This is a genomic window from Thermomonas sp. (genome assembly GCF_047606765.1).
Lineage (GTDB): Bacteria > Pseudomonadota > Gammaproteobacteria > Xanthomonadales > Xanthomonadaceae > Thermomonas.
Map to the genome: position 1 here is coordinate 1 of NZ_JASGED010000079.1, position 16,689 is coordinate 16,689.

Below are 16,689 nucleotides of genomic sequence, written 5' to 3' on the forward strand. Positions count from 1 at the left end.
CCAACGCCCGCAAGGGCAAGCTGTCCGACTACGCCACCCAGCTGCGCGAGAAGCAGAAGGTCAAGCGTATCTACGGCCTGCTGGAGCGCCAGTTCCGCAACTACTACAAGAAGGCCGCGACCAAGAAGGGCAACACCGGCGAGAACCTCCTGCAACTGCTGGAGACCCGTCTGGACAATGTCGTCTATCGCATGGGCTTTGCCGTGACCCGTCCGGCCGCGCGCCAGCTGGTCAGCCATCGCGGCGTGACCGTGAACGGCAAGCCGGTCAACCTGCCGTCCTATGCGGTCAAGGCGGGCGACGCGATTGCCCTGTCCGAGAAGGCTTCGCGGCAGATGCGCGTGAAGGAGTCGCTGACGGTTTCCGAGCAGATGAACCTGCCGCCGTCGTGGGTCGAGGTTGATTCGGGCAAGTTCGCCGGCGTGTTCAAGGCCGTGCCGGACCGCGCCGACCTGCCCAGCGACATCAACGAAGCGCTGATCGTCGAGCTGTACTCGAAGTAAGCCATTGCCATTGGCCTGCGCCATGCGCAGGCCCGCAGGAGACAACGCAACATGACGGGTATTTCTCAGCAAGTGCTGCGCCCCCGCAGCCCGCAGATCGAGCGCACCGGAAACCGTGCCAAGGTGGTCATCGAACCGCTGGAACGTGGCTACGGTCATACGCTTGGCAATGCGTTGCGCCGCGTGCTGCTGTCGTCCATCCCCGGCTTCGCGATTACCGAAGTCGAGATCGACGGCGTGCTGCACGAGTACACCACGGTCGAAGGCCTGCAGGAGGACGTGCTCGAAGTCCTGCTGAACCTGAAGGATGTCGCCATCCGCATGCACAACGGCGACAGCGATACCCTGGAACTGAAGAAGCAGGGCCCGGGCATCGTCACCGCTGGCGACATCAAGACCAGCCACAACGTCGAGGTGCTGAACCCCGACCACGTGATCGCCAACCTGACCAAGGACGTGGCGCTGAACATGCGCCTCACCATCAGCCGTGGCTTCGGCTACCAGCCGGCTGCTGCGCGTCGTCGTCCGGATGAAGAGACCCGCACCATCGGTCGCCTGATGCTGGACGCCTCGTTCTCGCCGGTGCGCCGCGTTGCCTACGCGGTGGAAGCCGCGCGCGTCGAGCAGCGTACCGACCTGGACAAGCTGGTGCTGGATATCGAAACCAACGGCACCATCGATGCCGAGGAAGCCGTGCGCACCGCCGCCGACATCCTCAGCGATCAGCTGTCGGTGTTCGGTGACTTCACCCACCGCGACCGTGGTGCGCCGAAGCAGGCTGCCAGCGGCGTGGATCCGGTGCTGCTGCGTCCGATCGACGATCTGGAACTGACCGTGCGTTCGGCCAACTGCCTGAAGGCCGAGAGCATCTACTACATCGGCGACCTGATCCAGAAGACCGAAGTGGAACTGCTCAAGACCCCGAACCTCGGCAAGAAGTCGCTCACCGAGATCAAGGAAGTCCTCGCGCAGCGTGGCCTGTCGCTCGGCATGAAGCTCGAGAACTGGCCGCCGGCAGGTGCCGCATCCCACGGGATGCTGGGTTAAGACTGTTCTACTCCTTCCCCTTCAAGGGGAAGGCCGGGATGGGGATGGTGTTGTCCGTAACGGCGGCGCTTGAACCCCATCCCCACCCAACCCTCCCCTTGAAGGGGAGGGCTTGAATTAGCCGACGAACTTGAAGTTCGCGGCATGACCGGCAAGGGACGCCGGCACGGGCCAACCGCAGTCCACCCGCTCAGAACAACGAGCCAACGCCAGGATGGCGACAGCGAAATCCAACGACACAACATTCTTTGTAAGGAATCTTTCCCATGCGTCACCAGAAATCCGGCCGCAAGTTCAACCGCACCAGCGCCCATCGTGGCGCGATGTTCCAGAACATGGCGGCTTCGCTGTTCAAGCACGAACTCATCCGCACCACCCTGCCGAAGGCCAAGGAACTGCGCCGCGTCGCCGAGCCGCTGATTACGCTGGCCAAGACCGACGGCGTTGCCAACCGCCGCCTTGCATTCGCGCGCCTGCGCGACAAGGAAGCAGTGGGCACCCTGTTCACCGTGCTGGGCCCGCGCTACGCGCAGCGTCCGGGCGGCTACCTGCGCATCCTGAAGTGCGGTTTCCGCGCTGGCGACAATGCGCCGATGGCCTACGTCGAACTGGTCGATCGCCCGCAGGCGTCCGCCGAGTAATCCGGCGCGCACTGCAGGCATGCTGAAAAACCCCGGGCAACCGGGGTTTTTCGTTTTCCGGGTCAGTGCGCCATAATCGAAGCATCACATGAAGGCGCACGCATGAATCCGTTCCGCTGGACGTTTCGCAACCAGTTCCTGCTGGGTTTCGTCATTTGCGCATCGCTGCTGGGATACGCCTTCTACGTGCAATTCAGGCTGGGCATCCAGCCATGTCCGTTCTGCATCTTCCAGCGTATCGGCTTTGCCGCGCTGGGCATCGTGTTCCTGCTTGGCGGGCTGCATGCGCCGCGTTCGACCGGTGCGCGCAAGGCGTGGAGTTTGCTTGCGCTGGTGGCTGCCGCTTTCGGTGCCAGCTATTCCGGGCGACATGCATGGGTGCAATTGCACCCGCCGGAATTGCCGACTTGCTCGCCGAATTGGAACTTCATGGTCGAGCAGCATTCCTGGCTGGGTGCGGCGCGCAAGGTGCTGCAGGCCACCGGTGATTGCAGCAACATCGACTGGCAATTCCTCGGACTGAGCATGCCGATGTGGTGCCTGATCTGGTTTGTCGCGCTGGGCCTGGGCGCGCTGTATGCCGGTTTCAAACGTCGCCAGAAGCATCGGTTCCACCGGTAACGGTTGCGGGCATCGCGTTGCGGCGGGATGATGCGACGCAGCAACCCGCCTCATTACCATTGGTTCCGATCATGTCCGCAGTGCCTGCAATCGCTCCCGCCCGCATTCCATCCGGCGCATGGACGCCGGAGAGTTGGCGCGACAAGCCCGCCTTGCAGATGCCGACCTATCCGGACGCCGCCGCACTTGCCTTGGCGCAGGATGAATTGCGCTCGCTGCCGCCGTTGGTGACCTCGCGCGAAATCCTGTCGCTCAAGCAGCAACTGGCCGAGGCGCAAGAGGGCAGGCGTTTCCTGCTGCAGGGTGGCGATTGCGCCGAGACCTTCGCCGAATGCAATTCGGAGGTCATTTCCAATCGCCTGAAAGTGCTGCTGCAGATGAGCCTGGTGCTGGTACACGGGCTGAAGCTGCCGGTGGTGCGCGTGGGCCGCTTCGCTGGCCAGTACGCCAAGCCGCGTTCGGCCGACAATGAAACGCGCGGTGACGTGACGCTGCCGAGCTATCGCGGTGACATCGTCAATGGCCCGGAGTTCACCGCCGAAGCGCGCGTGCCCGATCCGCGCAGGATGATAAAGGGGCATGCGCGTTCGGCGATGACGATGAACTTCGTGCGTTCGCTGATCGATGGTGGTTTCGCCGACCTGCATCATCCCGAATACTGGGGGCTGGGCTGGGTCGAACAATCACCGCTGGCTGGCGAGTACCAGAAGATGGTCGCCAGCATCGGCGATGCCGTGCGCTTCATGGAAACGCTGGCGGGCCGGCAGATGCACAGCCTGAACCGCGTTGATTTCTTCACTTCGCACGAAGCGCTGCTGCTGCCCTACGAGGAAGCGCAGACCCGCAAGGTGCCGCGCGCGGATGGCTGGTTCAACCTGAGCACCCATTTCCCGTGGATCGGCATGCGCACCGCTGCACTGGATGGCGCGCATACCGAATACTTCCGTGGCATCCGTAACCCGGTTGCGGTGAAGGTGGGGCCGTCGGTGACGCCGGATGAACTGCTGCGCCTGATCGACGTGCTGAATCCCGATGACGAGCCGGGCCGGCTTGGCCTGATCCATCGCATGGGCGCGGCGCATATCGCGGAGAAACTGCCGAAGCTGCTGGACGCGGTGAAGCGCGAAGGCCGTCGCGTGCTGTGGATCTGCGATGCCATGCACGGCAATACCGAATCCACCAGCAACGGCTACAAGACGCGCAAGTTCGAGAACATCCGCAGCGAGATCGAGCAGGCCTTCGACCTGCATCAGGCGGCGGGCACCTGCCTTGGCGGCGTGCATCTGGAACTGACCGGCGAGAACGTCACCGAATGCATGGGCGGCGCGCGCGACCTCACCGAGATCGACCTGCAACGCGCCTACCGCACCACCGTCGATCCGCGCCTGAACTACGAGCAGTCGCTGGAAATCGCGATGCTGATCGTGCGCAAGCGCGGGGCCGTGACTGCCGCTTGACGGGGAAGCCTGCCGCGTCTTGCGCGGCAGGCAGGATCAAGCGGTCAGGCCGTGCGGCTGGCGCGCTTGCGGTCGCTTTCGGTCAGCAGCTTCTTGCGCAGGCGGATTTCCTTCGGCGTGATTTCGACCAGCTCGTCGTCGTCGATGAAGTCCAGCGCCTGTTCCAGCGAGAACTTGATCGCCGGCGTGAGCTGGATGGCGTCATCCTTGCCGGAGGCGCGCATGTTGGTCAGCGGCTTGGTCTTGATCGCGTTGACGGTCAGGTCATTGTCCTTGCTGTGGATGCCGACCAGCTGGCCTTCATACACATTGTCGCCTTCGGCGGCGAACAGCTTGCCGCGTTCCTGCAGCGGGCCCAGCGCATAGGCCGGCGTTGCGCCTGCGGCGTTGGCGATCATCACGCCGTTGAGGCGCTTGGCAATCGGGCCGGTTTCCTTCGGGCCGTAGTGGTCGAACACATGGAACAGCAGGCCCGAGCCCTGCGTGAGCGTCTTGAACTCGTTCTGGAAACCGATCAACCCACGCGCCGGGATTTCATAGTCCAGGCGCACGCGGCCCTTGCCGTCGGATTCCATGTTCTTGAGCTGGCCCTTGCGCGTGCCCAGCTTCTCCATCACGCCGCCCTGGTGCTGTTCCTCGACATCGACCACCAGTTGCTCGATGGGCTCCATCAACTGGCCGTCGATTTCCTTGATGATGACTTCGGGGCGCGATACCGCCAGCTCGAAGCCTTCGCGGCGCATGTTTTCGATCAGCACCGACAGGTGCAGCTCGCCGCGACCGGACACGAGGAACTTGTCGGCGTCTTCCAGTTGCTCGACCTTCAGTGCGACGTTGTGGACGGTTTCGCGCTCCAGCCGGTCCTTGATCTGGCGGCTGGTCAGGAACTTGCCGCCGGACAGGTCCTTGTTGCCGGCAAACGGCGAGTTGTTGACCTGGAAGGTCATGCTGATCGTCGGCTCATCCACGGTCAGCGGCGGCAGCGCTTCCGGTGCTTCGACCGCGCAGATGGTGTCGGAAATGGTGAGATCGGCGATGCCGGAAATGGCGACGATGTCGCCGGCTTCCGCACTGTCCTGCTCGATGCGCTCAAGGCCCATGAAGCCCAGCACCTGCAGCACCTTGCCCTGGCGCTTCTTGCCTTCGCGATCAATGACGGTGACCGGCATGTTCTTCTTCAACGTGCCGCGCTGGATGCGGCCGATGCCGATCACGCCGACGAAGTTGTTGTAGTCCAGCTGGCTGATGCGCATCTGGAACGGGCCATCGGTAGCCACCGGCGGGGCCGGGACGTGCTGCATGATCGCTTCGTACAGCGGGGTCATGTCGCCTTCGCGCACGCTGTCGTCCAGGCTGGCGAAGCCGTGCAGGGCGGAGGCATACACGATGGGGAAGTCGAGCTGCTCGTTGGTCGCGCCGAGCTTGTCGAACAGGTCGAACACCTGATCGATCACCCAGTCCGGGCGTGCGCCGGGGCGGTCGATCTTGTTGACCACCACGATCGGGCGGAAGCCCATCGCAAATGCCTTCTGCGTGACGAAGCGGGTCTGCGGCATCGGGCCGTCCATCGCATCGACCAGGATCAGCACGGAATCCACCATCGACAGCACGCGCTCCACCTCGCCGCCGAAGTCGGCGTGGCCGGGAGTGTCAACGATGTTGATGCGGTTGCCCTGCCAGGTGATGGCGGTGTTCTTGGCAAGGATGGTGATGCCGCGTTCCTTTTCCTGATCGTTGCTGTCCATCACGCGCTCGGCCAGCACGGTGCGTTCGTTCAGGGTGCCGGACTGCTTCAGCAGCTGATCGACGAGGGTGGTCTTGCCATGGTCAACGTGGGCGACGATGGCGATATTGCGGAGGCGTTCAACGGACATTCGGGAAGGCTCGTGGAAACCGCACCGGCTACCAGAACGGCTGGCAGGGCGCGCAGGGGACAAGGAAGGGAAGCCGGCTATTATATCGGGTTCATGCGCCCGTCCGGGCGTCCGGAGATGAACAAATGAGCCTGATCGCCAATTTCGACACCGACCGCGGCACCATCAAGATCGAGCTGGCCGCTGACAAGGCCCCGCTGACCGTGGCCAACTTCGTCAACCTGGCGAAGCGCGGTTTCTACGATGGCCTGAACTTCCATCGCGTGATCCCCGATTTCATGATCCAGGGCGGCTGCCCGGAAGGTTCCGGTCGCGGCGGCCCCGGTTACCGCTTCGAGGACGAGACCGGCAACGGCCTGCGCCACGAGCGCGGCGTGCTGTCGATGGCCAATGCCGGCCCGAACACCAATGGCAGCCAGTTCTTCATCACCCACGTTCCGTGCGGCTGGCTGGACGGCAAGCACACCGTGTTCGGCAAGGTGATCGAAGGGCTGGACGTGGTGGATGCGGTGAAGCAGGGCGACGCGATCAAGTCGGTGAAGATCGAAGGCGACGCCGACGCCGCATTGGCCGCGAAGGCCGACCGCGTGGCGGAGTGGAACAAGGTGCTGGCGGCCTGACGCCAGCCCCTCATCCGCCTTCGGCACCTTCTCCCCGTGGACGGGGAGAAGGAAATGCGATAGCAGGCGGAACGGGATTCGCTGTTGATTTTCCCTCTCCACGCTTGCGGGGAGAGGGTGCCGAAGGCGGGTGAGGGGCGCTTGGCGATTTACTTCCAGCGCAACGTATCCAGCATCGCGCTGACCTTGGCCTCGTCGCGCGGGTAGTAGTACTCGGCGGGGGCGTAGAACAGTGCAAGCGCAAGGCCTTTTTCGTGTTCGAAGGCCGCTGCCATCGCGCGGTATTTCAGGCCGGCCTCGTTGTCCATCGTCATTTCGAAGCGCAGGCCTTCGCGTCCACCGAAATCCACCGGGCGCAGGTTGAGGGTTTCGATGTTCACCGCGCCGATGGCGCGCATGCCGTCGGCGATCAGGTCGCGCAATTCGTCCGCACGCATGCCTCGGTGGTAGAACGCGCCATCCGGGCGGCGCTTGGTCTGGCGCTGGCCGAGGAAGACGAACTCGCGTTCGCGCACGGTGGGAATCAGGTACAGGCTGTTGAGCAGCGGGCCGTCGATGGTCCACAACTGTTCGCGGGTGCCGCCCATCCGCGTCCATTCCATGCCGGCTTCGATGCTGAGGTCGCTGCCGGCGGTGGTGCGTCCCGGTTTGACCAGCGGGCCACCGGCGGCGCAGGCCGCAAGCAGGCAGGTGAGCAGGGCGAGGACTGCCCAGCGCATCGGATTCATGGCGTGCCTCCCGGAGTTGCCGAGGAAAGTTTGTCGAGTTCACGTTGCACGAAGGCGCGGTCCTGCGCATCGGGTGCTTCGCGCAGATAGCGTTGCAATGCGTCGCGTGCGCCTGCGGCATCGTGCGCGCTGCGGCGGACGAAGCCGTGTTCACGCCATGCCGCCGCCGGCGCGCCGGGCAGGGCGATGGCCTGCGCGTAGTACGTCGCCGCCTTCGCCTTGTCATCGCCAAGGCCGCGTCGGCGATAGGCTTCGCCCAGATAGAAGGTCAGCAGGCTCTTGTCCTGCGCGGGCGCGTCCTGCAGCAGTTCGCCGATGACGAGGATGGAACCGGCATAGCGGCGCTGGGCAAGTTCCGCATCCAGCATCGAAGCCAGGAACGGGCGGATTGCGGCCAGATGGCGCTCGCGCCCGTGTTCGGTGGGCGGGTTGGCGATGGTGGCGGCGCGTTCCTTGATGTCGTTCAGGCGTTCCTGCGAGGCCGGGTGGGTGGAGAACACCTGCGCAGGACGGTCGTACTTGCGGGTCTGTTCCTCGCGCCACATCCGCGCCCACACGTCGGCACCGGCGTTGGGATCCCAGCCCTGTTCGACCACGCTGCCGAAGCCGAGGCGGTCGGCTTCGCGCTCCATGTCACGCGAATACTTGAAGATGGCCGCATAGCCGGCCAGCGTGCCGAGCTGGGCGATGCCGCCTGCGCCGACGCCATAGGCCAGTATCTGGAATGCGCCGAGTGCGGCGCTGGCGTCCTTCATCCGCCGCCATTGCCGGATCGAATGCTGGGCGGTGTAGTGGCCGGCTTCGTGGCCCAGCACGAAGGCGAGTTCGGCTTCGTTGCGCATGCGCAGCAGGGCGCCGGTCCAGACCAGCATCATCCCGTTCGGTGCCATGCTGGCGTTGAACTGCGGCACGTCCATCACATAGACGCGCAAGTCCTGGCAGTGCTTGCCGGCGGCTTTGCAGGCCACGCCGCGCACGTATTCGTTGAGTGCAGGATCGCGCACCAGCAGCGGCGAGCGCTTGAGCTCGGTCTCGGCGCGTTCCATCGCGTACCAGAGTTCGGACTCGTCGCTGCCGGCAACCGGCGCGGTGCCGGGCGCGTTGTCGCGCAGCGGTGCGCTGGACGCGCAACCGGCCAGCAGCGCCGCCAGCCATGCGGCGATCAGCAGGCGCGCGGTCATTTGCCCTCCTTCGGCGGCGGGGCCGCGCCACGCACGCCTTTCAGCAGGTCGTCGGCGGTCTCGCGCGCACCGGCGAGGTTGCGCAGATCGCCGGTTTGATCCACCAGCAGGTTGTGCCAGACCACCTGCCCGGTGCGCAGATCGACGAGCGAGGCAATGCCGACCTGCATGCCGCCGCCGATGTCGCCGCCCAGCAGCAGGAAGCCGACCACGCGCATCGCGGTGCGCCCGCCGGTGGCATAGCTGTCGCGCACATAGGTAAACAGGCCGTAGTCCGCGCCGGTGGCCTTGTGCAGTTCCTGCACGCCGGGGCCAAGGCTCCAGTCGAACTTGCCGCGCTTGTTGCGCAGCGGGCCGGTGCCGGAGTTGCGGCTGTATTGCAGGATGCTCATCGACACCGCCTGACTGAGCAGGCTGAGCTGGCGCAGTCGGTTGTCCGGGCCGGCATCGGCGGGCAGGACGAGGTCTGGCGTCATCTCGATGCCCTGCCGGGCCAGCGCTTCGCGCGCGGCCTGCGGGTAGAGCAGGCGGGCGGTGTTCGTCCATTCCTTGCGCGGTTCGGCCATGCCGCCTGCGCTGAGTTCGGACAGTTCGATGTCGGGCTCGATCAGCACTACGCGGCCGCTCAGCGCCAGCGGCTTGCCGGAGGTGTCCTTGGCGGTGCGCACGCTGGTGGAGGCACAGCCGGAAAGCAGTGCCAGCGCGCCCAGCAGGAGCAGGGCATGCAGCCAGCGCAGGCAGCGGCGCGAGGCATGGGGATGGCAGGTTGAGACTGGCGGCTGTGCTAGCATTGGAAGGCTTTCCCCACGTCGAAATATCAACGTCAATCGCCGCTCACGCGGCCCTGTCCCGAGGTCCCCCACGATGCCTCAACTCGCCCGGCGCATGAGCCGCGCCAAGCCCAGCGCCATCATGGCGGTGGCAGAAAAAGCCAAGCGCCTGAAGGCCGAAGGCCGCGACATCATCAGTTTCTCGATCGGCGTTCCCAACTTCCTCCCCGGCGAACACGTGTATGCCGCTGCGCGTGAAGCGCTGGAGAAGGACAGTGGGCAGTATGGCAGCAATCGCGGCACGGATGCCCTGCTGGACGCCTTCATCGCCCACATGGGCACGCTGGGCCTGACCGGCTATGGCCGCACCAACTGCGCCACCGGCATCGGTGCCAAGCACATCCTCTACAACCTGGCCGAAGCGCTGCTGGACGAGGGCGACGTGATCGCCTTCCCGGCACCGTTCTGGACGACGTATCTGGACATCGCCGACATCGTCAACGCGAAGGCGGTGGAACTGCCGTGCCCGGCATCGCAGGACTACAAGCTGACCCCGGCGCAACTGGACGCGGCGTTGACTACGCACAAGCCGAAGGTGCTGCTGTTCAACAATCCGTCCAACCCGACCGGCATGGTCTATACGCGCGATGAAATCGTCGCGCTGGCCGACGTGCTGGTGAAGCATCCGGAAACATGGATCATCGCCGACGACATCTACAACAAGATGTTGTTCGACGGGCTGGAATACGTGAACGTCGTGCAGATTCGTCCGGAACTGCGCGAACGCACGATCTTCGTCGATTCGCTGTCCAAGACTTATGGCATGCCGGGTTGGCGCGTCGGGTTCATGGCCGGGCCGGAGTCGGTGGCCAAGGCCGTCACCACGCTCAATTCCAACCACATCACCAACATCCCGGAAATCGTCACCGCCGCTGCGGTTGCCGCGCTGACCGGCCCGCAGGACGTGCCCACGCAGAAGTGCGCGGAGTTCCAGGCCAAGCGCGATGAAGTGATGGCGGCGATGAACGCGATCCCCGGCGTGGTCTGCCCGCGTCCGCAGGGTGCGTTCTACGTGTTCCCGGACATCAGCTGCGCGTTCGGCAAGTCGCACAACGGCGTGAAGATCGAGAACGACGTGGACTTCTGCAATGCGCTGCTGGAGGCGAAGGGCGTGGCCTGTGTGCCGGGTTCTGCCTTCGGCGAGCCGCGCGCGCTGCGCATCAGCTACACCTGCCCGACGCCGCAGTTGGCACCGGGGCTGAAGCGCATCCAGGAGTTCTTCGCCGAATTGGCGTAATTACATGCAGCCGTCATGCCGGCGAAAGCCGGCATCCAGCCTTTGATTTCGATATCAGAAGCTGGATTCCGGCGTTCGCCGGAATGACGATCACGAGAATCGTCGAGAGGAGTTGTCGCAATGAAAGCCCCCGTTCGAGTTGCCGTTACCGGCGCTGCCGGCCAGATCGGTTACGCCCTGCTGTTCCGCATCGCTTCCGGTGAAATGCTGGGCAAGGATCAGCCGGTCATCCTGCAAATGCTGGAACTGCCGCTGGACAAGGCACAGGCCGCGCTGAAGGGCGTGATGATGGAACTGGAAGACTGCGCCTTCCCGCTGCTGGCCGGCATGGTTGGCACCGATGATCCGGAAGTCGCATTCAAGGATGCCGACTACGCCCTGCTGGTCGGTGCGCGTCCGCGTGGCCCCGGCATGGAGCGCAAGGATCTGCTGCTGGAAAACGCCAAGATCTTCACCGCGCAGGGTGCCGCGCTGAACAAGGTTGCTTCGCGCAACGTCAAGGTGCTGGTGGTCGGCAACCCGGCCAATACCAATGCCTACATCGCGATGAAGTCCGCGCCCGATCTGCCGGCGAAGAACTTCACCGCGATGCTGCGCCTGGACCACAACCGCGCGCTGTCGCAGCTTGCCAGCAAGGCCGGCGTGGCCGTGGCCGACATCGAGAAGCTCGTCGTGTGGGGCAACCACAGCCCGACCATGTATCCGGATTACCGCTTCGCCACCGTCGGCGGCGCGTCGCTGAAGGACAAGATCGGCGATGCCGACTGGAACGCCAACACCTTCATCCCCACCGTGGGCAAGCGCGGCGCGGCGATCATCGAAGCGCGCGGCCTGTCCTCCGCCGCATCCGCCGCCAACGCCGCCATCGATCACATGCGCGACTGGGCGCTGGGCACGGGTGGCAAGTGGGTGACGATGGGCGTGCCGTCCGACGGCAGCTACGGCATCCCGGAAACCGTGATGTATGGCGTGCCGGTGACCTGCGAAAACGGCGAATACACCCGCGTTGAAGGCCTGCCGATCGATGACTTCAGCCGCGCCGCGATGGACAAGACCCTGGCCGAACTGGAAGAAGAGCGCGCGGGCGTTGCCCATCTGCTCTGATTTGCTGCTGCATCGGATCGACGAAACGCCGGGCAATGCCCGGCGTTTTCGTTTGTGCTTCCACTGGCGCAGGCGTGGCCGCACACTTGCGCGCAACCACCGCTTCCCGCCGCCATCGCATGAGCGCACGCATTGACGAATACGCCAACGGTCAGCCTGTCGATGCGCGCGCATTCGCATTGGACGAAGCCGTTGCGATGGGCAAGCCGCTGGTCATTCGCGGTCTGTGCCGCGACTGGCCGCTGGTGCGGGCGGCGCAGCGTTCCTTCAGTGACTTCGCACAGGCATTGGTGGCGCTGGACAGCGGCGTGCCGGTGGACGTGCTGCACATGCCGCCGGAGGCCGGCGGCGCGGTGGGCTACAACGCCGCGCTCGACGGCTTCAACTATCGCCATTTCAAGGTCAGCCTGACCGAGGCATTGACGCGGCTTGCGGCGTACAGCCGCGTTGCGGATGAGGTGCCCGGTCTTGCGCTGCAAAGTGCGTTGCTTGCCGATTGCGCGCCGGGCTTTGCGTCTGCGCATGCGATGCAGTGCCTGCCTGCATCGGTGCAGCCGCGCCTGTGGGTGGGAAACAAGGTCACCACGCCCGCGCATTTCGATGCGTCGCAGAACATTGCGGTTTCAATTTGTGGACGCCGCCGTTTCACCCTGTTCCCGGTGGAGCAGGTCGCCAACCTCTATATCGGCCCGCTGGATTTCGCGCCAACCGGCGCCGCAATCACGATGGCGCGCCCGGACGCGCCGGATTTCGAACGCTTCCCGCGCCTGCGTGAGGCGCTGGCCCACGCGCAGATTGCCGAACTCGAACCGGGCGATGCCCTGTACCTGCCGCCGCTGTGGTGGCATCAGGTGGAATCACTGGAATCGCTCAATGCGTTGGTGAATTACTGGTGGTCGCCGCTGCTGGCCGACGGGTTGCCGCCCGCGTCCGGGATGGAAGCGCTGCTGCATGCGCGGCTGGCATTCGCGGCGCTGCCTGCCGCCGAGCGGCAAGGCTGGCGTGCCTTGTTCGACCACTATGTGTTTGGCGATGAAGACCCGGCGGCGCATATCCCCAAGCCGCGCCGTGGCGTGCTGGATGCGCCCGATGCCGAAGGCATCGCCCGCCTGCGCGCACGCGTGAAGCCGGGCGCGTAGCCTGGGCTGTTTCGACAGCCCGGTGTTTTCGTTTGCCGGCTTGATTCGATGCAGTTATTGCGACGCCGCGTTATCGGCAGGTGCGCCCACGTAGCGCGCGCGCGGGCGGATCAGGCTGCCGCGTGCCTGCTGTTCCAGCGCATGCGCCAGCCAGCCGGTCAACCGTCCGGCGGCGAACAGCACCAGCGCAGTAGCCGGCGGTAGGCCATGCGCATGCGCGATGGCGGCGAGTGCGAAATCCACGTTCGGGCGCAGTCCGGCCACGTCTTCGGCGGCGTTGAGCAGGCTGTGCAGGCGCTTCATCGTGGCGGCATGCGGGCGCGACGCAGCAAGCTGCGACAGGATCGCGGCGGCGCGTGGGTCACCCTGCGGATACAGCGCATGGCCGAAACCGGGAAGATCGTCGCCGCGTTCGCGGCGGGCCACGATCCATGCGCGCGGATCGGCTGCGATGGCGTCCTCGATCAGGGCGAAGGCGCGCGCGGTGGCACCACCGTGGCGCGGGCCGGACAGCGCGGCCAGCCCGCTGCAGGCGGTGGCGTGCAGGTGCGCGCCGGTGGAGGCAACCACCCGCGCGGCGAAGGCGGACACATTCAGTTCGTGATCGGCGGTGGTGACAAGCGTGAGCCGCACCAGTTCCGCGAAGCCGCGTGCGCCGGGTTTCCAGCCATCGGCCAGCAACCGATGCACCGGCCCGGCAGATGGCTGGCGTGCCACCAGCAGCGCGGCGTTGTGGCGCAGCAGGCCGGCGGCGATGGCATGCCGCACGGGCGCGGCGGCATGGAACGAGCGCGGTACATCCAGCGCCAGCAGGGGCAGGGCGGCCATGCTGCGTTCCAGCGGCGGCAAGTCCGCATCCAGCGCGATGTGCGCAACCCGCTGTGGCCAGCGTTCGGCAAAGGGCTGGGCGAAGGGATCGTCATCGCCGCAGTCCCACAGCAGGCGGGCGGCGTCTTCCAGCGTCGCGCCGTCGCGCGCGGCGGCAATCGCCGCATGCCCCCGGTAATACGGGCCATCGGGCCGGATCAGCGAAATGCTGGTTTCCAGCACCGGCAGGCCGCGATCCAGGCTCTGCGCCGCACCGCGCGCTGCGCCGCGCCCGGCGCGCTTGCGCTGCAGCAGGCGTTCCACGTCCCGGCGCAGGTACAGCCGGCTGCGATGATCGATGCCGGGGCGCGATTCCACCAGTCCACGGCTCACGTAGGCATACAGCGTGGCCTGGCTGATGCCGAGCAGGGCGCAGGCTTCGCGCGCGTCGATGAAGGCGTTGTCCATGTCGATATATTGATCGTTAGGATCAAGATTGATCAATGCGGCGCGCGGTGCCAGATTGCCGGCATCCGGCACGCAGCGCTGCCGAGGAGCACGACATGACCCCATCGTCCGCAGGCGCACGCTTCCGTGCTGCACTGGCCGCCGAATCGCCGCTGCAGGTGATCGGCGCAATCAACGCCAATCACGCCCTGCTCGCGCAGCGCGCGGGCTTTCGTGCGATCTATCTGTCCGGCGGCGGCGTCGCCGCAGGCTCGCTGGGCCTGCCGGATCTGGGCATCAACACGCTGGAAGACGTGCTGATCGACACCCGCCGCATCACGGATGTCTGCGACCTGCCGCTGATGGTGGATATCGATACCGGCTTCGGCCCATCGGCGTTCAACATCGAGCGCACGATCAAGTCGCTCATCAAGGCTGGCGCGGCGGCATGCCATATCGAGGATCAGGTCGGCGCGAAGCGCTGCGGCCATCGCCCCGGCAAGGACATCGTGTCGCAGGGCGAGATGGTGGATCGGGTGAAGGCGGCTGCCGATGCCAAAACCGACAAGGATTTCTTCCTGATTGCGCGCACCGATGCGATCCAGGTCGATGGTGTCGATGCCGCCATCGAACGCGCGATTGCCTGCGTCGAAGCCGGTGCCGACGGCATCTTCGCCGAAGCGGCGCATGACCTCGACACCTATCGCCGCTTCGTCGATGCGGTGAAGGTGCCGGTGCTGGCCAACATCACCGAGTTCGGCAAGACCCCGTTGTTCACCCGCGACGAGCTGGCATCCGCCGGCGTCGCCATCCAGTTGTATCCGCTGTCGGCCTTCCGCGCCGCCAACAAGGCGGCGGAACATGTGTACACCGCCGTGCGCCGCGACGGCCACCAGAAATCCGTCGTCGATGCGATGCAGACCCGCGAGGAACTGTATGACCGCATCGGTTACCACGCCTTCGAACAGCGGCTGGACGCGCTGTTCGCGCAGAAGAAATGACGAGTCCGGGAGAACAGACATGAGCGAAACCACGCCCGCCACCGGCTTCAAGCCGAAGAAATCCGTCGCGCTCAGCGGCACCGCCGCCGGCAACACCGCGCTGTGTACCGTGGGCCGCAGCGGCAATGACCTGCACTACCGCGGCTACGACATCCTTGATCTTGCCGATGTGTGCGAGTTCGAGGAAATCGCGCACCTGCTGGTACACGGCAAGTTGCCGAACAAGGCCGAACTGCGCGCCTACAAGAACAAGCTGAAGTCGCTGCGCGGCATCCCGGCGGCGGTCAAGGCCGCGCTGGAGGAATTGCCGCCGTCCGCGCACCCGATGGACGTGATGCGCACCGGCGTTTCGGTGCTGGGCTGCGTTCAGCCTGAAAAGGACGACCACAACCATCCGGGTGCGCGCGACATCGCCGACAAGCTGATGGCCTGTCTCGGTTCGATGCTGCTGTACTGGTATCACTGGAGCCATAACGGACGCGCGATTGACGTGGAAACGGATGACGACAGCATCGGCGGCCACTTCCTGCACCTGCTGCACGGCGCGCCGCCGCCGGAAAGCTGGGTGCGCGCGATGCACACCAGCCTGATCCTGTACGCCGAGCACGAGTTCAACGCCTCCACCTTCACCTGCCGCGTGATCGCCGGAACCGGCAGCGACATGTACAGCGCCATCGCCGGCGGCATCGGCGCGTTGCGTGGCCCGAAGCACGGCGGCGCGAATGAAGTCGCGTTCGAGGTGCAGAAGCGCTACGAAACGCCGGACGAGGCCGAGGCCGACATCAAGGCCCGCGTGGAGCGCAAGGAAGTGGTGATCGGCTTTGGTCACCCGGTCTATACCGTGTCCGACCCGCGCAACAAGGTCATCAAGGATGTCGCGCGCCAGCTTTCCGCCGAGCAGCAGAACATGAAGATGTACGACATCGCCGAGCGGCTGGAATCGGTGATGTGGAACATCAAGAAGATGTTCCCGAACCTCGATTGGTTCAGCGCGGTCAGCTACCACATGATGGGCGTGCCCACCGCGATGTTCACGCCGCTGTTCGTGATCGCACGCACCAGCGGCTGGAGCGCGCATGTGATCGAGCAGCGCATTGACGGCAAGATCATCCGCCCCAGCGCGAACTACACCGGGCCGGAAGACCAGGCCTTCGTGCCCATCGACCAGCGCTGAAAAACGCAAGACTCGTCATCCCGGCGAAAGCCGGGATCCAGTTCTTGATCTTGGTATCGAAAAGCTGGATCCCTGCTTTCGCCGGGATGACAACAAAGCAATAAAGGCCGCGTGTGAACGCGGCCTTTTTGTTTCGGCGCGGCGCGGCTTTAGAGCCTGTTCAAAGTCTTTCTCATCCCTGATGCTATAGGGATGAGACATCCCTATCCCAGTGACATCAGCCGCGAGCAGTTCGAGACGATCCTTCCGCTGCTGGAGAGTGCCCGCAAGAAGACTGC

General features: G+C 65.1%; 16 protein-coding genes and 1 pseudogene. 12 read left to right on the plus strand and 5 right to left on the minus strand.

Translation table 11 applies throughout. The features are described 5' to 3' along the window. The 5 genes from rpsD to QM612_RS07550 all read left to right on the plus strand — a co-directional run. A partial coding sequence (rpsD, locus tag QM612_RS07530; RefSeq protein WP_415253281.1) for a 30S ribosomal protein S4 occupies positions 1-503 on the plus strand: 503 nt, incomplete at its 5' end. Positions 504-554: 51 nt separating this feature from the next. Then, positions 555-1,550, plus strand: coding sequence for a DNA-directed RNA polymerase subunit alpha (locus QM612_RS07535; protein WP_415253282.1), 996 nt, complete (start codon positions 555-557; stop codon positions 1,548-1,550). Positions 1,551-1,816: 266 nt separating this feature from the next. Then, on the plus strand, positions 1,817-2,191 hold the full coding sequence (gene rplQ, locus QM612_RS07540) for a 50S ribosomal protein L17 (RefSeq protein ID WP_415253283.1): 375 nt from the start codon (positions 1,817-1,819) through the stop codon (positions 2,189-2,191). Between the two features lie 102 nt (positions 2,192-2,293). Next, positions 2,294-2,812, plus strand: a complete 519-nt coding sequence (locus tag QM612_RS07545; protein ID WP_415253284.1) for a disulfide bond formation protein B — start codon at positions 2,294-2,296, stop codon at positions 2,810-2,812. A 71-nt stretch (positions 2,813-2,883) separates the two neighbouring features. Beyond that, entirely contained in the window at positions 2,884-4,269 is a 1,386-nt protein-coding gene (locus tag QM612_RS07550) for a class II 3-deoxy-7-phosphoheptulonate synthase (protein ID WP_415253285.1), read from the plus strand. 44 nt (positions 4,270-4,313) lie between these two features. On the opposite strand, the gene typA is transcribed toward QM612_RS07550, so the two are convergent. Next, positions 4,314-6,143 (minus strand): translational GTPase TypA, encoded by a 1,830-nt coding sequence (gene typA, locus QM612_RS07555; RefSeq protein WP_415253286.1) that lies wholly within the window; start codon positions 6,141-6,143, stop codon positions 4,314-4,316. Between the two features lie 125 nt (positions 6,144-6,268). Here typA and QM612_RS07560 point away from each other — a divergent pair, with 125 nt between their 5' ends. Beyond that, positions 6,269-6,763, plus strand: coding sequence for a peptidylprolyl isomerase (locus QM612_RS07560; protein WP_415253287.1), 495 nt, complete (start codon positions 6,269-6,271; stop codon positions 6,761-6,763). Positions 6,764-6,912: 149 nt separating this feature from the next. Here the strand turns inward: QM612_RS07560 and QM612_RS07565 are convergent, their stop codons facing one another. From QM612_RS07565 to QM612_RS07575, 3 genes are read right to left on the minus strand one after another with little or no spacing between them, the layout of a single operon-like run. Next, positions 6,913-7,491, minus strand: a complete 579-nt coding sequence (locus QM612_RS07565; protein WP_415253288.1) for a hypothetical protein — start codon at positions 7,489-7,491, stop codon at positions 6,913-6,915. Then, the gene (locus QM612_RS07570; protein ID WP_415253289.1) at positions 7,488-8,672 is read right to left on the minus strand and encodes a M48 family metalloprotease; all 1,185 of its coding nucleotides are present in this window, start codon (positions 8,670-8,672) and stop codon (positions 7,488-7,490) included. Before QM612_RS07570 ends, QM612_RS07565 begins: the two co-directional genes overlap by 4 nt. Continuing rightward, positions 8,669-9,463: a hypothetical protein gene (locus QM612_RS07575; protein WP_415253290.1), complete on the minus strand. Its 795-nt coding sequence runs from the start codon at positions 9,461-9,463 to the stop codon at positions 8,669-8,671. The genes QM612_RS07570 and QM612_RS07575 overlap by 4 nt, the downstream gene beginning before the upstream one ends. A 73-nt stretch (positions 9,464-9,536) precedes the next feature. Between QM612_RS07575 and QM612_RS07580 the strand changes: the two genes are divergently transcribed. From QM612_RS07580 to QM612_RS07590, 3 genes are all read left to right on the plus strand, one after another. Beyond that, on the plus strand, positions 9,537-10,739 hold the full coding sequence (locus QM612_RS07580; protein ID WP_415253291.1) for a pyridoxal phosphate-dependent aminotransferase: 1,203 nt from the start codon (positions 9,537-9,539) through the stop codon (positions 10,737-10,739). 120 nt (positions 10,740-10,859) lie between these two features. Further along, the gene (locus QM612_RS07585; protein ID WP_415253292.1) at positions 10,860-11,843 is read left to right on the plus strand and encodes a malate dehydrogenase; all 984 of its coding nucleotides are present in this window, start codon (positions 10,860-10,862) and stop codon (positions 11,841-11,843) included. A 119-nt stretch (positions 11,844-11,962) separates the two neighbouring features. Then, on the plus strand, positions 11,963-12,982 hold the full coding sequence (locus QM612_RS07590; RefSeq protein ID WP_415253293.1) for a cupin-like domain-containing protein: 1,020 nt from the start codon (positions 11,963-11,965) through the stop codon (positions 12,980-12,982). A gap of 54 nt (positions 12,983-13,036) precedes the next feature. Here the strand turns inward: QM612_RS07590 and QM612_RS07595 are convergent, their stop codons facing one another. Further along, positions 13,037-14,257 (minus strand): citrate synthase family protein, encoded by a 1,221-nt coding sequence (locus QM612_RS07595; RefSeq protein ID WP_415253294.1) that lies wholly within the window; start codon positions 14,255-14,257, stop codon positions 13,037-13,039. A 95-nt stretch (positions 14,258-14,352) separates the two neighbouring features. On the opposite strand from QM612_RS07595, the gene prpB reads away from it, so the two are divergent. From prpB to QM612_RS07610, 3 genes and pseudogenes are all read left to right on the plus strand, one after another. After that, on the plus strand, positions 14,353-15,237 hold the full coding sequence (gene prpB / locus QM612_RS07600; protein WP_415253295.1) for a methylisocitrate lyase: 885 nt from the start codon (positions 14,353-14,355) through the stop codon (positions 15,235-15,237). 19 nt (positions 15,238-15,256) lie between these two features. Further along, positions 15,257-16,411, plus strand: a complete 1,155-nt coding sequence (gene prpC, locus QM612_RS07605; protein ID WP_415253296.1) for a 2-methylcitrate synthase — start codon at positions 15,257-15,259, stop codon at positions 16,409-16,411. Between the two features lie 192 nt (positions 16,412-16,603). Further along, a pseudogene (locus QM612_RS07610) lies at positions 16,604-16,689 on the plus strand (IS5/IS1182 family transposase); the annotation flags it as partial.

What these genes read in the sequence shown, in the direction of transcription:
- QM612_RS07535 (WP_415253282.1), top strand. Translation starts at nt 555, where the DNA reads ATGACGGGTATTTCTCAGCAAGTGCTGCGCCCCCGCAGCCCGCAGATC.
- rplQ (WP_415253283.1), top strand. Translation starts at nt 1,817, where the DNA reads ATGCGTCACCAGAAATCCGGCCGCAAGTTCAACCGCACCAGCGCCCAT.
- QM612_RS07545 (WP_415253284.1), top strand. Translation starts at nt 2,294, where the DNA reads ATGAATCCGTTCCGCTGGACGTTTCGCAACCAGTTCCTGCTGGGTTTC.
- QM612_RS07550 (WP_415253285.1), top strand. Translation starts at nt 2,884, where the DNA reads ATGTCCGCAGTGCCTGCAATCGCTCCCGCCCGCATTCCATCCGGCGCA.
- typA (WP_415253286.1), bottom strand. Translation starts at nt 6,143, where the DNA reads ATGTCCGTTGAACGCCTCCGCAATATCGCCATCGTCGCCCACGTTGAC.
- QM612_RS07560 (WP_415253287.1), top strand. Translation starts at nt 6,269, where the DNA reads ATGAGCCTGATCGCCAATTTCGACACCGACCGCGGCACCATCAAGATC.
- QM612_RS07565 (WP_415253288.1), bottom strand. Translation starts at nt 7,491, where the DNA reads ATGAATCCGATGCGCTGGGCAGTCCTCGCCCTGCTCACCTGCCTGCTT.
- QM612_RS07570 (WP_415253289.1), bottom strand. Translation starts at nt 8,672, where the DNA reads ATGACCGCGCGCCTGCTGATCGCCGCATGGCTGGCGGCGCTGCTGGCC.
- QM612_RS07575 (WP_415253290.1), bottom strand. Translation starts at nt 9,463, where the DNA reads ATGCTAGCACAGCCGCCAGTCTCAACCTGCCATCCCCATGCCTCGCGC.
- QM612_RS07580 (WP_415253291.1), top strand. Translation starts at nt 9,537, where the DNA reads ATGCCTCAACTCGCCCGGCGCATGAGCCGCGCCAAGCCCAGCGCCATC.
- QM612_RS07585 (WP_415253292.1), top strand. Translation starts at nt 10,860, where the DNA reads ATGAAAGCCCCCGTTCGAGTTGCCGTTACCGGCGCTGCCGGCCAGATC.
- QM612_RS07590 (WP_415253293.1), top strand. Translation starts at nt 11,963, where the DNA reads ATGAGCGCACGCATTGACGAATACGCCAACGGTCAGCCTGTCGATGCG.
- QM612_RS07595 (WP_415253294.1), bottom strand. Translation starts at nt 14,257, where the DNA reads ATGGACAACGCCTTCATCGACGCGCGCGAAGCCTGCGCCCTGCTCGGC.
- prpB (WP_415253295.1), top strand. Translation starts at nt 14,353, where the DNA reads ATGACCCCATCGTCCGCAGGCGCACGCTTCCGTGCTGCACTGGCCGCC.
- prpC (WP_415253296.1), top strand. Translation starts at nt 15,257, where the DNA reads ATGAGCGAAACCACGCCCGCCACCGGCTTCAAGCCGAAGAAATCCGTC.